The sequence below is a fragment of the Nocardia sp. CDC153 genome (assembly GCF_035818515.1).
GTDB lineage: Bacteria > Actinomycetota > Actinomycetes > Mycobacteriales > Mycobacteriaceae > Nocardia.
Map to the genome: position 1 here is coordinate 1256466 of NZ_JAYKYU010000001.1, position 13483 is coordinate 1269948.

Annotated in this window: 17 protein-coding genes; 11 read left to right on the forward strand and 6 right to left on the reverse strand. The window is 66.0% G+C overall.

What is annotated here, in order from left to right; genetic code table 11:
• Nucleotides 1-100 precede the first annotated feature (100 nt).
• From VMT65_RS05690 to VMT65_RS05710, 5 genes are all read left to right on the forward strand, one after another.
• Nucleotides 101-1441, forward strand: a complete 1341-nt coding sequence (locus tag VMT65_RS05690; RefSeq protein ID WP_326306839.1) for an AAA family ATPase — start codon at nt 101-103, stop codon at nt 1439-1441.
• A gap of 162 nt (nt 1442-1603) precedes the next feature.
• On the forward strand, nt 1604-2131 hold the full coding sequence (locus tag VMT65_RS05695; RefSeq protein ID WP_326306840.1) for a hypothetical protein: 528 nt from the start codon (nt 1604-1606) through the stop codon (nt 2129-2131).
• 65 nt (nt 2132-2196) lie between these two features.
• On the forward strand, nt 2197-2667 hold the full coding sequence (locus tag VMT65_RS05700; protein ID WP_326306841.1) for a hypothetical protein: 471 nt from the start codon (nt 2197-2199) through the stop codon (nt 2665-2667).
• A 181-nt stretch (nt 2668-2848) separates the two neighbouring features.
• Nucleotides 2849-3139 (forward strand): hypothetical protein, encoded by a 291-nt coding sequence (locus VMT65_RS05705; protein WP_326306842.1) that lies wholly within the window; start codon nt 2849-2851, stop codon nt 3137-3139.
• Nucleotides 3140-3404: 265 nt separating this feature from the next.
• Nucleotides 3405-4709, forward strand: a complete 1305-nt coding sequence (locus VMT65_RS05710; protein WP_326306843.1) for a phage major capsid protein — start codon at nt 3405-3407, stop codon at nt 4707-4709.
• 143 nt (nt 4710-4852) lie between these two features.
• Here the strand turns inward: VMT65_RS05710 and VMT65_RS05715 are convergent, their stop codons facing one another.
• Entirely contained in the window at nt 4853-5212 is a 360-nt protein-coding gene (locus tag VMT65_RS05715; RefSeq protein ID WP_326306844.1) for a hypothetical protein, read from the reverse strand.
• Nucleotides 5213-5320: 108 nt separating this feature from the next.
• Between VMT65_RS05715 and VMT65_RS05720 the strand changes: the two genes are divergently transcribed.
• Entirely contained in the window at nt 5321-6496 is a 1176-nt protein-coding gene (locus VMT65_RS05720) for a helix-turn-helix domain-containing protein (RefSeq protein WP_326306845.1), read from the forward strand.
• 186 nt (nt 6497-6682) lie between these two features.
• Here the strand turns inward: VMT65_RS05720 and VMT65_RS05725 are convergent, their stop codons facing one another.
• Both VMT65_RS05725 and VMT65_RS05730 read right to left on the reverse strand, forming a co-directional pair.
• Nucleotides 6683-7132, reverse strand: a complete 450-nt coding sequence (locus VMT65_RS05725; RefSeq protein WP_326306846.1) for a DUF4352 domain-containing protein — start codon at nt 7130-7132, stop codon at nt 6683-6685.
• 42 nt (nt 7133-7174) lie between these two features.
• Nucleotides 7175-7702 carry a phenolic acid decarboxylase gene (locus VMT65_RS05730; protein ID WP_326306847.1) on the reverse strand — a complete coding sequence of 176 codons (528 nt, stop codon included), beginning with the start codon at nt 7700-7702 and terminating at the stop codon, nt 7175-7177.
• A gap of 162 nt (nt 7703-7864) precedes the next feature.
• Here VMT65_RS05730 and VMT65_RS05735 point away from each other — a divergent pair, with 162 nt between their 5' ends.
• Nucleotides 7865-8590 carry a GNAT family N-acetyltransferase gene (locus VMT65_RS05735; RefSeq protein ID WP_326306848.1) on the forward strand — a complete coding sequence of 242 codons (726 nt, stop codon included), beginning with the start codon at nt 7865-7867 and terminating at the stop codon, nt 8588-8590.
• 5 nt (nt 8591-8595) lie between these two features.
• On the opposite strand, the gene VMT65_RS05740 is transcribed toward VMT65_RS05735, so the two are convergent.
• Together VMT65_RS05740 and VMT65_RS05745 are read right to left on the reverse strand one after the other, a co-directional pair.
• Nucleotides 8596-9189: a hypothetical protein gene (locus tag VMT65_RS05740; RefSeq protein WP_326306849.1), complete on the reverse strand. Its 594-nt coding sequence runs from the start codon at nt 9187-9189 to the stop codon at nt 8596-8598.
• 131 nt (nt 9190-9320) lie between these two features.
• A complete protein-coding gene (locus tag VMT65_RS05745) occupies nt 9321-9722 on the reverse strand; it encodes a CD225/dispanin family protein (protein WP_326306850.1) in 402 nt (133 codons plus the stop codon).
• Nucleotides 9723-9848: 126 nt separating this feature from the next.
• On the opposite strand from VMT65_RS05745, the gene VMT65_RS05750 reads away from it, so the two are divergent.
• Together VMT65_RS05750 and VMT65_RS05755 are read left to right on the forward strand one after the other, a co-directional pair.
• Nucleotides 9849-10268 carry a hypothetical protein gene (locus VMT65_RS05750; protein ID WP_326306851.1) on the forward strand — a complete coding sequence of 140 codons (420 nt, stop codon included), beginning with the start codon at nt 9849-9851 and terminating at the stop codon, nt 10266-10268.
• Nucleotides 10269-10357: 89 nt separating this feature from the next.
• Nucleotides 10358-11989 carry a hypothetical protein gene (locus tag VMT65_RS05755; RefSeq protein ID WP_326306852.1) on the forward strand — a complete coding sequence of 544 codons (1632 nt, stop codon included), beginning with the start codon at nt 10358-10360 and terminating at the stop codon, nt 11987-11989.
• A 1-nt stretch (nt 11990) separates the two neighbouring features.
• Here the strand turns inward: VMT65_RS05755 and VMT65_RS05760 are convergent, their stop codons facing one another.
• Entirely contained in the window at nt 11991-12755 is a 765-nt protein-coding gene (locus VMT65_RS05760; RefSeq protein ID WP_326306853.1) for an IclR family transcriptional regulator, read from the reverse strand.
• 50 nt (nt 12756-12805) lie between these two features.
• Here VMT65_RS05760 and VMT65_RS05765 point away from each other — a divergent pair, with 50 nt between their 5' ends.
• Nucleotides 12806-13045 carry a thiamine-binding protein gene (locus VMT65_RS05765; protein ID WP_326306854.1) on the forward strand — a complete coding sequence of 80 codons (240 nt, stop codon included), beginning with the start codon at nt 12806-12808 and terminating at the stop codon, nt 13043-13045.
• A complete protein-coding gene (locus VMT65_RS05770; protein WP_326306855.1) occupies nt 13038-13424 on the forward strand; it encodes a helix-turn-helix domain-containing protein in 387 nt (128 codons plus the stop codon). The genes VMT65_RS05765 and VMT65_RS05770 overlap by 8 nt, the downstream gene beginning before the upstream one ends.
• The last annotated feature ends 59 nt before the right edge of the window (nt 13425-13483 follow it).

Below are 13483 nucleotides of genomic sequence, written 5' to 3' on the forward strand. Positions count from 1 at the left end.
CGCCGATTCTGCCGCTAGCTGTACTCCGAGCTCTGTACGGCAAGGGCGGCGCACGCCGCGAACTGGCCGAACGCATATACCGAGCAGGGGGTTACGCGGCTTGAAAATCACCAATCCGGCCGAGGCTTCCGCCATCGTGGCGAAGCACCGGACCACCGAAGGCGCAGCGACTTCCGCTGCGCCTTCGGGCCGCGTGCGACCGCCAGCGCATTGCCCGCGGCATGAGTACTACGACAGGGCGTGTCTCGGCTGTCGCGAGTATTACAGGGAACAGCTCGAGCTGGAACGACAGGAACGCCTGGAACGAGACGCGACGCCGGACCCGTTTGAGGTCGACCTGTCGGTGTCGTCCGAACAGCCCCAAGCCGAAGAACCTGAATGGGTCCGGCCGAAGGTCTGGCATGCGCATGAGCTTGATGCCGCGAGGCGGGTCGACTGGCTTGCCGCTCAGCGGCTTCCGCTCGCGTCCGTCTGCTACATGCTCGGCCCTGAAGGGATCGGAAAGTCCCTCTGGACTATCTGGCTGGTCGCGCTCATCACCACCGGCAAGCCCTTCCAAGGCTTCGGGATTCCACCGCGAGAGCCGCGGGTGGTCGTCCTGGTGCTGACCGAGGACGACTGGTCGACCGTCGTACGCCCTCGCCTCGAGGTCGCTGGCGCGGACCTCGAAAACGTCCGAGTCGTCTGCACCGACTCGGACGGATCCGGCGCACCGATCTTCCCGAGAGACATGGACATAGTTCTCGACGCAGCAGCGGACGCTGTCCTCATCGTGGTCGACGCATGGGCCGACACCCTGCCCGGCAACCTGTCGGTGAAGGATCCACAGCAGGCACGGCGCGCGCTGCACCCGTGGAAAGAACTCGCCACCCGCACCGGCGTCTCTGTACTGCTGACCGGGCACACGAACCGCGAGAAAGGCGGCAACGTCCGCAACGCGTACGGACTCACGGGCGAGATCCGCAAGAAAGCCCGCATGACGATCCTCGCGCAGCCGGATCCGGATGAGGACGGCGTGCTCGTGGTCGGCCCCGAAAAGACCAACCTCACGGCACCGGTAGCCGCCTCACGCTTCCGGATCGAACCAGTCCAGATCTTCGAAGCGACCGACGCCAGCGACGGCACCGTTCCGCGGCTGGTTTGGTTGGGCGACGCCACATCGTCGGCGCGTGATTACTTCGCCGACGCCGCCGCGGCCGAGAACGGCGACGGCTCAGAGGACCGCAACGAAATAGACGACTGGCTCACCGCCTACCTGTCGCAAGGCAGCGTGAAGGCCAACGACGTGTTCCAAGCCGCCGACGCCAACGGCTTCAGCAAGGACCAAGTCAAGCGCGCCAAGCGCCGAATCAAGGCCAAGGCCGAGCGCCCACAGAACCCCGGCCCATGGTTCTGGAGCCTGCCCGCGTTCACCACCGGAACAGAGAGCAGGGAGCAGTGAGCACACCGTTTCCCTATGCGGTGCTCCCTGCGCTCCCTGCGCTCCCTGTGAGGTCAGACAGGGTGCAGCAGGGAGCACACACCACCAGGGAGCAGGGAGCAGAGACACAGGCATGGTCCGCGCCCTGCTCTGGTTCGACACCTTCGACGCAGGAGTACGACCGTGGACGAATCTCCGTGGGGACGCCCGTACAACGTGCCCTTCGAACTGCCCGAGGACGTCACCGCGTGGCGACTGACAGGCATCGACAGATACGGCGTGACAACACATCTCCGCTGCCTGCCCAACCCGGGCCAGTGGAGCACACGGGCACGATGTCACCAGTTCGGCGCATTCCATCTGTCGCCGCCTGTTCCCGGCTGTGGGTGCGGCTGGCGCATCGTCCGAGACATCCCCTCTGCGCTCGAGTACTGGCGACTACGGCGCGACCTCGCATTCACTCTCACTCACCTGGTGCGCCCTGCTGAAGGCGTCGCGCTCGTACCTGTCACCGCGAGAGGCAAAGCGATGGCACACGACGAAGACGCCAACATGACCAATGCGAACTGCCTGAGCGTCGAATACATCGGCTTCAGAGCAGGCAGCACCATCTACACCACCGCGGCCGAGCACGCCTACGCCCTCGAGCGCCGGTACCGCACCGAAGTGCTGGTGGTCGACGACTTCGACGCCATCCCGGCAGGAGAATGACCATGTAGCAATCACCATGGGGCAGGCCATACAACCAGGTATTCAAGGTCTCCGCCGACGCGCCTGTGGCTGGCTGGCGCATTGAATTCATCAACAGCGCAGACGCATCGCTGCGCTGCCTGCCCAGCAATGAATGGAGCGACCCCGCAACCTGCGCACACTGGTTCATCGGGCACTGGAACCCGCCCGTCGCAGGCTGCGGCTGCGGCTACCGAATCACACGCGACACCGCCACACTCGCCGAATACTGGCGACTCCGCGGACGCACCGCATTCAACCCCTGGGGACGACCATGGTCACGCCCCACCGTCGCCGCAGTCCCCGTCATCGCCGCCGGCCGCGCAATGGCCCACGACACCGACGCCAATCTCGACGCCAACACATGCCTATCGGTGCAGTGGATACGGCTCACCGGCACCATCTACACCCCAGAGCATCAGCTCGCCCCAGCACTGAAACAGCGGTACCGCACCAACGTGGTGGTACTCGACGACATTCAGGACCTCGCCGCCCTGGAACCGGAGAGCCTCGATTGAGGGGAGGGGGTCATTGGGTCCCATCTCGGGCCTAAGCCCTCGCGAACCGCAGCCCCAGGAGTCTTGCTCCACCGACGGATTACCAAAATATCTTCCCCCGGTCCGTCTCGACACATTACGAATAAATCGAAAATGCCTCTGACCTGCCGTTTTTCGACGAAAGTTGGTGAAAATGTCCGAAATGCCTTCAATTTCGCCGTGGGTGGCGAAGAACCTGCTGGTTTTCGTCCGGGACCTGGTGAATTTGGGGACTCTCCCGGTCTCGTTGGCTGCTCAAAATCGTCTGGCGGTACTCGCTGGTATGGCTGAGGTCGAGTATGCGGATTCGCCGGATCCGGCGTTGTCGTCGGCGGTGGAGGTGGGCCGTACGGCGAAAGATCTGTTTGTGTACGCCGTTGGTCAGGAGGAGATTTCGGAGGCTGCGCAGGAGCTCCGACGCGCAGTGGACTTCCACATGAGCCTGAACCCGTAGCGCTCTGCCATACTCGAGGCACAACTTCATATCTCGCTGACGATCACCCGCCTAACCCCCGGTGGATTGCCCGCTCGCTACTCGCCTCCCGCCGCGCCGCAAGGCCCCGCCGCAGGTGACACCGACCCGGCAAGGACACTGCGCCAAAGGCCGCTGAAGAGTTCGGCATTCACATTCCGCGCCATTCTGTCGGCGCGTGGTTTCGCATCCCCCTTTTCTTGCGTCCTGCTGTCCATGTCGCAGGCGCTTCCCCCTGGAGATTGCTGTGAATAGAGCGCAACTCATCGCGCGCGGCCGTGAGATAGCCGCGCAGATCAAGAGCATCGAGGACGACCGTCACCTGTCCGGCGTGCAGAAGTCCGCGATGTTGGACGTTCTCACTCCCATCGTCGACGCGCATACCGCGGAGATGAAGCGATTCAACGACTCCGAAGCCTTCGTTTCCAAGATGGCTGGAGCCGGAAGCGACGTCGCCATGAACGACGAGATGCACCTTCCCCACCCGAGCACAGGAGATACCCCAGTGACCCTCGCGAGCATGGCGACCAAGAACCTTGTTCGTCTTCCGCGCGTCGGGGAGATCCCCGAGTCCGCGGTGAAGCAGATGATCGCTGCGTCGAAGGCCGGCCAAAACTTCCGGCTCGAGGTCCCCCTGAAAAGTGCCGGCGGAACCTTCGCGGACGGGATCGTCACCAAGAACCCGTCCGTCGAAGGCGGCTTCGGTCTGCCGTCGCTGCTTCAGCCCGGGCTGACCCGGAACCTGCCCTACGATCCAACCGACGTATGGAGTCTGTTCAACTCGACGGCCGTCACCGGTCCGAGTATCGAATACTTCTCGCACGATTCGAACGCGGGCGTTGCGGCGCCGACCGCTGAGGGCGGCCTGATGCCGGACCTCGGTATGACGTGGACCCCGCACACTGCGACGCCGACGAAGATCACGGCGATGGCGTCGGCGAGCTACGAACTCCTGTCGGACGCGAGCTGGCTTACCCAGTACGTCAACAGCGAGCTTCAGCGCGCCGTGAATGACGCGATCAATGCTCAGGTGTTGGCGGGCAGCGGCAGCGGCGTGAACCTGCTCGGTATCGAGAACCTGACGACCACGCTCACGCACGACCACAGCGCGGACGCCGCCGGTACCACTGCCATCGATGCCGTGTTGCTGGCGGCCACCGCGTTGCGTACCGGTCCCGCGTTCGTCGATCCGAACCTGCTCATCCTGAACCCGGCCGACTGGGAAGCGATGCGGCAGCTGAAGGACACCCTCGGCCGCTACATCCTGAACCCGGTCCCTGGCGAGAAAGAGGTGTGGAGCGTCTTCGGTATCCGCGTGGCGATCTCGACCAAGCTCACCGCGGGAACCGGAATCCTGATGAACTCCGATGCCGCGATCCTTGGATTCATCCGCGAGGGTTTGGTGATCGAGTCGACCATGTATGGGCAGTCCATGGTGTCGAGTAGCCCTGTCGATAACTTCTCGCACGACTACGTGACGTTCCGGGCCCGGACTCGTCTGTCGTACGGTGTGATGCGGCCGAAAGCGATCTGCTTGATTTCGAACCTCTGAATCCGCGCCCGCCTTCCGCGGATTCAGACACGCAGCGGGCCCCGGTCTTCAGGCAGCCGGGGCCCTCTGTCACGTGACACGGCGACGCCCTCGGGGCCGTGGCTACCGGGCCGTCCGAGGGCGTCGCTTGTGAAGTTACCGTTTCATCGGCGCGTATGTGCCTCCTTTCCCGCGCTGGACAGGTCCGGAAGCTCCCCGGCCGACCAGCGAGCGAACGTCTGCTCGGGATGCACTGTGATCACGTCGGCCACCTGGACCAGTTCGGCGGGGATCTCGCCGTCGAAATGCGCGACGGACGGCGTGAACACGGCTTCGACGGTGCCGAGACGCTCGAGGATTACTTTCAGGCGATAGACCGGTTTGTCGGTCTGCGCGCTGAACGTGACTGTTTTCCGCAGGTTGTAACCCAATCGCTTTGCAAGAGAACGTATCTCGGATTCATTCCATGGTTGTTGGAGTCCGGCGACATCAGTGCGGATGTAGCCGATTGCGTCGATCCTCATGGCGGTTTCCCCTCCGGGGCTGTGGGTTGGTGCCTGCCTATGAGGGTCACGTCCCGCAAGGGCGCTGAGGGCCAGCGAAGGGACAGAAACAGGGCTACCGTGGGACGCATGGATCAGCACGTGGGGCAGGCCATCGCGTCGGAGCGCAAGATTGCCGGGCTCAGCCAGCGACAACTAGCCACACGCGCCCGCTACAGCCTTTCCATGGTCAAGGCGGTGGAGCAGGGCCGCGAAGTAGCCTCACCTGGATTCATTGCGGCCGTCGCGAACGCGCTGCACGTCGACCCCGACCGGCTCCAGGGCACACCGTATCTCGACACCCTCGCCGAGGACGGCCCGCTCGAAGGGCTCGCGGAACTGCGCGCCGTGCTGGCCGAGGGCGCGTACGTGCAACCGCTCGAGCCGCCCAGCCGGGCGGAGCTCCGCTCCGAACTGGTCGCAGTAGAGACCGCGCTGCACAACGACCGGACCCGCCGCGCAATGGCGTTGCTGCCCACCCTCATCCGCCAGCTGTACGGCGCTATCGCGCAGTCCAGCGACAGCGACCGCGCCGAGGCGTACGAGCTGCTGTGCGCCACCTACGTTGCCGCCGAAAACGCTTGCTGCAGACTCGGGTACAGCTCCCTCACTGCCCTTGTCCTGGACCGGCTGGACTGGGCCGCCTCGCACGTCGACGACCCTGGATACGCCGTGCGCAGTCTGATGAAGCGTTCTCGCCTGCTCATGGCCCACGGATCCACCGATGTCGCGCTGTCACTGGTGAACCGTGGTCTCGAGATGGTTCCCGGCGACAGTGAGGGCGAACGGGCCTTGCGCGGGTACGGCACCTTGCGCGGCGCGATCGTCGCCGCCCGCGGCCTCCGCCTGGACCTCGCCGAGGACTACATCACCCAGGCCCGCGTGATCGCGCGGCCAATGAAGCGTGAAAGCAATTTGTACACAACGGATTTCGGACCCGGTAACGTCGAGATTCACGCCTGCGCGGTGGAGCTCGAGGCCGGAGACCCGAGCAAGGCCGCCAAGGACGGCGCAGCGCTGCACCTCCCGGCGGACATGGCCGCGCCGCGTGCAGGCCATCACTGGCAGGACAACGCGCGTGCGTGGCTGATGTCCGGCAAGCCGGACAAGGCCCTCATTGCTTTGAACAAGGCCCGCGCCGTCGCGCCGCAGCAGACCCGCTTGCATCCGTCCGTGCGCGAGACGCTGCACGGGATCGCAGCGGCGCAGCGGCGGCAGTCGGACAGCCTGCTCGGCTTCGCCTCCTGGCTCGGAACCTCGCTGTAGACCTGCCTACCGTGCCCACATTTTGCCCACAATTAGTGGTCAAACCTGGTGATTTCGAGTGAATTACAGTGATGCGATTTCGCAGGTAGAGCCCGTTTCGGTCCTCTCACCAGAGGGCCGGAACGGGTTCGATTCCCGGCAGCTCCACCAAAGCCCTTGGCCTGGAACCCAGGCCAAGGGCTTTTCTCATAGGGGCACGTGCACTTCGTCGGAAAGCAAGTCCTGCATCACGACGTGGGACGGGTGGGCGTCGGTGGGGATGTCGAATACCGCTCGGATCGTGGTGGACTCGCCGACGTCCATCGCACGAAACGTGGTGTCGGGGGTGGGCAGCTTGATGGACGCGGCCGAATCCTCATGAGCCACGCGGCCCTGATCATCGACCAGTTCCATCGACCCGAAGTATGTATTCCGTTTCCCGCCGATGTTGGTGATCTTGACGGTCACCACCTCGAACATTCCATAGGCGTCGCGCCAGGCGTCGGGGGTTTGCAAGCGCGGGCCGATGTTGACCGCATCGACAACCGTGTACTCGAAGTTGTTGTCCCGCACCGGTGTTCCGGCATTGGCCGTCGGAGTGCCGACAAGTGAAGCGATGGACGCCAACAACGCGAATCCCGAAGCGAGCTTGATCATCGTTGGATTGTGCCCTATTCGGGATAGCGATTGCGCGGCAAGTCAATTGGTGCGGTCGGCGTAGTCGCGGGGGAGTTTGCCCGGTGGGCGGTCGATGATCGTGTCGTCGTCGAGCGGGCGCGTTTCGAGGAAGGTGATGCGGCCGGTGGAGGCGACCAGGGTTTGGGGGTAGGTGGGGCCCTTGTCGCGTTCGGCGGTGATGGCGTCGAGGTTGTCTTCGTAGCGGGCGAGGGTGCTCTCGGGATAGTCGAGCATCCATTGGGGGTAGCAGATGGTGGTGTGGATGCGGCGTTCGCGGAGCCAGGCGATCAGGACGGTGACCGTTCCGGTGGGTTCGACCCAGGCGATTTTGTACATGTCGCCGCTGAGTTGGAGCATTTTGGCCGGCTGGTGGGTGGACCAGCGGCCGAACATGGGGCCCAGCAGGCAGCGGAAGGCCACGGTGTGTGAATTGCGTACGTAGAGTTCGTATTTCCAGCCGTTCTCGTACGCGTAGATCAGGTGTCGCCCCACGATGCCCGATAGATCCCCGGCCAGGGCGGGGGCGGCAGCGGCGTCTTCGGCGCTCATCGCTAACTCCTCTCGGCCGACCTGCGTCAAGACCCGGGTGTCGCTGGCCAGCGTATCCCACGGCCCGACGGGGTCGGCGGAATCGCGGTGAGCGCAACCCGTGGCGGCAGTTATGCGCTTCGCTAACGTTCTTGGGCGGACGCTGACTGTGGAGGAGTTCTGGTGACGACCGAATCGACCCTCGATACCGCACTATCTACCCTCGAAACCCCGCTGCACCCGCTCGACGACCCGGTGCGGACCTCGCTGCGCGGCGCGCATCACCGCTTCGCCGAATGGTCGGGTCGGATCGGCCGCTATGACCCGGAGGTCGCCCGCTTCGTGGGTCACCCGCCGGTGCTGGACGAGCAGGACTGGGCGGATCTGGCGAATCTGCTGGGCCCGGGCGGCATCACCGGACTGCGCGGCGAGGGACACGAGCCGCCACCGGGTTGGACGATCCTGGACCGATTCGGCTCGGTGCAGATGGACGGCAGCGGTCTGCGCGTCGCCCACGACCCGGACCTCGAGGTGCTCACCGCCGCCGATGTCCCCGAGATCCTGGAACTGATCGCCCGCACCGAGCCGGGACCGTACGCGCCGCGGACCATCGAAATGGGCACGTACCTGGGCATTCGGATCGGCGGTCGGTTGGTCGCGATGGCCGGGGAGCGACTGCACCCGCCCGGCTGGACCGAAATCAGCGCGGTCTGCACCGACGCCGAGTTCCGGGGCCGCGGCTTCGGCTCGCGTCTGGTGCGCGCGGTCGGGGCGGGAATCCGCGACCGTGGCGAGATCCCCTTCCTCCACGCCGTCGCCCACAACGCAACGGCGATCAGCCTGTACGAGACGCTCGGTTTCACCCTGCGCAAGCGCGGCACGCTGACCCTCGTACAGGCTCCCGCGTAATCGACTCAGCCGTTGGCGGGCTGCTCCTGGCTCACCGAATTGAGCAGACCGTCGGCCGCGCCGACCGCCGCGCCCACACCCGCGCCCAGTGCGGCGAAGGGCGCGGCGACCATCGCGTAGCCGAGCGCCGCACCCACCACCGGAACGATCACCAGGCCGATGGGCGCGAACGGAAGTCCCGCGATGAGCCCGGCCACGACACCGATCAGCGCACCCGAACTGGCAATGGGCGCGGCGGCCGTGGCCCCGACCGCCGTCCCGATGGCCGCGTCCCCGATGACCGCGCTGGAGATATGGCTGGCCCGCGCACGATCGAGACCCGCCGCCTCGAGGGATTGGGTGAGCGCGGATTCCGCACCCGCCGCGGCGGCATTGATCTGCTGGGTCTGCTCGACCGTCAGCCACACCGGTTGCTGGAGTTGGACGGTCCCGATGCGGATCGACGAGTCGGGGACGTCGGTGGCGGGCTGGGTGACCGCGGGCGGATCCTCGGCGAGCGCGGGCGGTGCGCCGAGTAAGGCGAGGGAGAGGGGCAGGGCCGCGGCAATGGCGAGCAGGGCCACGCGGCGAAGCGGTCGGGCGGGCCGGTATGTGCCCATAGGAAACCTCATTCCGAAACATCGATGCCTATCGCATCGGATTCGGAACGGCCGGCGGTTCGGATATGTACCGAATCCGCCATTGTGAAAATGGTTGGGGCCCAGCCCCTTCGCCTCCGGGCCCCAACCGGTCAGCCCTGGCGCATCCGCGGACCCGGGCCGCCCCAGTTGTGATGACCGTGATGCCCGTGGTGCACCAGCACCAGCATCCCGACGATGTACAGCACGGCGAACAGCACGAACAGCGCCCCGCCAATCCACAGCGAAAGAATGCCCAGGTACCGGGCACGACGGGAGGCGTACCGGGCCCCCTCGAGGTCCCCCTCGCTCCAGAGCGGAAAGACGTTGAGCGCGTGGGTGAATGCCGAGAACGACAGCGGCCAGAACAACAGCAGGGACGCCACGGCCCAGCCGATATTGTTGGGCGGGCGGACCGGTGTCGGTGGCTGACTGGTTGCGGGAGCCGCGGTAGCCTCGGAGAGTGGGGCTGTTCGGGGCTCTTCGGGTGTAGCGGCCGGTTCGGGGGTCGTCATGGCGTAATCCTTTTCGAATTGCCTGGTCCGCGAGTTTTCGCGAGCTGTATGGGGTCGATTACGCGCCTTGTGGCTGGTAATTGGCCGTGAACCGTCGGTGAGATTGCTGCGTAGGAGATGCGGGTTATGAGATTCGTTCGTACGTTTGCTGTTCTGCTCGGAGTCGTCGGGTTGGGTGGCCTGTGCGCGGTGGGTACCGCGGCGGCCGACCCGGTAACCATCCCCTTTCAGATCAATGCCGCACCCTTCGGAAACCCGGGCGGAAGTTTCGACGCCTTCCCCGCCCGCTGCGCCGCCGTGGTCGGCGACCAACCCGGTGTGGTGGTGATCACCGGTGCGAACCCGGGCGGCTGGGGGTGTTTCAACTCTCAGCCGATCAACTGGATCAACCTGTCCACGGGCGCGACCGGAGTCGCGACCCTGTCGGACGGCTTGAACGGAATCCCCTCCGCCGCAACGCTGTACACGGGAGCCGGCCAGGTGGTCGTCATGCTCGCACCCGGCGGTACCTACACCCCGGGCTTCGCGACCTTCCCCGTGCCCTGATCCGACACAGCCCCGGAATCCGACCACCGCGACGGACCGGCGAGTACGGTCCGTTGGCTGTGGGGACTGCTATTCGACAAATAACGCGCGTGAGCCTGGCGATGGTCGCGGCGTGTGTGGCCGCGGGTCCGGCGCGGGCGGATGTGGCCGGTGCGGACGGGCCGTTGGAGAGCTGTGCGCAGCTGGCCCTGCCCGGGCCGGTGGGCCCGCCGTACTCGCTCTATTCCGCGCCCAATCCGGGCGGCGGGCTCGGCGCGCTGGCGGTCGCGGACGAAACGACGTCGACACGACTTCCGCGACACGTCGACCTGCGCACCGAAAGCCAAGGCTTCAACGACGAATGGGCCTATGCCCTCGACGGCGGAAACCTGTACGTCACCACGGCCGCGGGAGATTCCCCGTGGCGGAAAGCCTGGCTCCCGGCCTGCCTGGCCGGAAAGCTCACCGCCCTCTCGGTGGACGGCAATATGCTGATGGCCACCGACGCCACGGGCCGCATCTACACCATGGGCAATGCCGCGCACGACCCCGAAACCTGGGCCTGGACTTCACGATTCGGCGCACCGGTCTGGTTCGGCCCGTTCGGTCAGCGGGTCCGCACCGGCTCGCGAGCCTGGAGCCTGTCCTGGCTGGACAACCGGATTCCCTCGCTGATTCCGGCCAACCGCCCGGGCTTCTGGGATCAGGGTGGATTCTGGAACGACTCGGCCGACAACCGCCAGCCGGTCGGCGGTGCGGGTGTGACCACCGTGTATGTGCTGAGCCCGCAAGGGAATCGGATCGCGATCCTGGATCCGTGGCTGCCGGGCGGGGATCTCACCGCGCCCGACGACTATTCCTATGAGCTGTCGGGCCCGAGGAACGGCCGCTTCGAAGCCGTAAACCTCAGCGCGGCGGGCTCGACCACCTTCGTGATCAACCGCTACGGCGACATGTACACGCGCCTGTGGGATTTCGACATCTCCGGCGCGGACAATGTCTTCTTCCGCTACTCCTATGGCGATCAACGCGGAAAACCCGTGGCACCCAACGTGAACATGGCCGTGCTGGACAATCTGGTCGGCCCGCACGACTACGCCGCCTATCAGCTGCCCGCCCCGGATTGGGTGCGGCAGCCCAAGATTCCCGGCGAGATCACTTCTGCCATCAGCATTCACCAGACGGGTGGTGACACCGCCGATCGGGAGTTGCGGGTGGAAGGGCGCAGCGGCGGCCGAAACGGCTACTGGCACAAGCCGATCGACCCGGCGGCGAGCTGGCGGTTCGAGGCGACCGACACGGATCTCACCGCCGACACGATCGACAACCCGGCCGGAGACCATTCGGACGAGACCCTCGCCCCGCCCTCCGGCATCGACTACACCTACACCGATCCGGCACAATGGACCTTGCGCGTCAACGATTTCGACTACGCCGCCTCACCCGCACCGCTCACCCTCTGCGCCGGAGACGACTGCGTCGACCTGCGACTGCGCCTGGTCGATTCCCTGCGCACCTTCCGCGCCGCCGACGGACTGACTGGCACCCCGCGTGAGTATCTCGGCGCGATCGAGGTCCCCCAGGAGGTTCTCGACGCACTGCCCGGCAAACCGACAGCCCTCGCCACCGCCATCGGAACCCTCACCGGCACAACCACCCTGCGCGAGCTCGAGGCGAGCGCGACCCTCGGTGACCTGACCCTGCAGCTGCCGACCGGCCCGCTCGTGCTGCGCCGGACCTGACCTACTGCAGATCCGCCGACAGCGCCTCGGCGACCTCCGTCAACAACGGGGTGGCTCGATCCACGAGATCCTCGGTCATGCGACCCACCGGGCCGGACACCGAGATCGCCAGGCGGGCAGGGGCTTTGGGAACCGCGACGGCGACGCACCGCACCCCGAGCTCCTGCTCGCCCTCGTCCATGGCGTACCCGCTGCGCGCGGTCTGCTCGAGCTGGCGCGCGAACTCGTCGGGATCGGTGATCGTGGTGTCGGTGTAGCGCGGCATCCCGGTGCGCTGCAACAGATTCCGGGTCAGCTCCGGCGGCGACCCCGCCAGGATCGCCTTGCCCACCGCCGTGCAGTGCGGCAGCGCCCGCCGCCCCACCTCGGTGAACATCCGCATGGAGTGCCGCGATTGCACCTGCGCCACATAGACGATCTGATCCCCGTCCAGCATGGCCATATTCGCCGATTCCCCGAGCTCGTCGACCAGCCGCTGCAGATGCGGCCGCGCCAGCACCGCGAGCATCTGCGAGGAGCTCTCCCCGAGCTTGATCAGCTTGGGCCCCAGCACATATTTGCGCGACGGCTCCTGATGCAGATACCCCAGATCGACCAGCGTGCGGACCAGCCGGTGAATGGTGGGCAACGGCAGCCCCGATTCCGTGGCCAGCTGGGACAGCCCCATCATGCCGCCCTCGTCGGCCATCAGCTCCAGCAGTCCGAACGCGCGCTCGATGGACTGCACGCCCCCGCCACCGGCCTTGGGCCCCTTTGCTGCGGGCACTCCCGGTCCTCCTTCATTTTTCCGAATGCCGGAATAGTAGCCTGAGCCCCATGCGGCTACGCGCGGAGTTCACGACCGAACCGTTCCATGGCGAAGGGGAGGCGCCGCCCCATGCGGTGGCGGCCCTCGAGCTCGCCGAATCGGCCGGTCTGGAATGCGATTTCGGTCCGCTGGGCACCTCGGTGGCCGGGTCGGACGACAAACTACTGCCGGTGCTGGGCGAGATCATGGTGGCCGCCTTCGCACACGGCGCGACGAGAGTGACGATGCAGGTCGAACACGATGACTGAACGTTCGCCGGGCGAGCAGCACCCGGTCCTTCGCACGCTCGCCCCGATTCTCGAGAAGACCGGCGGCCGCCTGGTGTCGCCCAAAAACGCGACCCCCGACGACATCCCCGTCGTGTGGGAGGGCGAGACCCTGGCCTGCGTGCGCTTCGGCGCACCCGAGCCCGACACCCACGGCGGCCTGGAGAAGCTGCTCGACGAGGTGGCCGCGGAACTGGGCGGCCCGTTGACCGGCCTACCCCGCGTCGACAAGCAGCGCGCCGTGCGCTTGCTGGAGGAGCGCGGCGCGTTCACCTTCCGCAAGTCCGCGGAGACGGTCGCCGCGGCGCTGGGCGTCACCCGCTTCACGGTCTACAACTACCTCAACCGAGAGCGGGCCTAGCCCAAATAGAATCGGCCGACAGATATATATTTCAACGGATTGTTGACCCTACTTTGTGG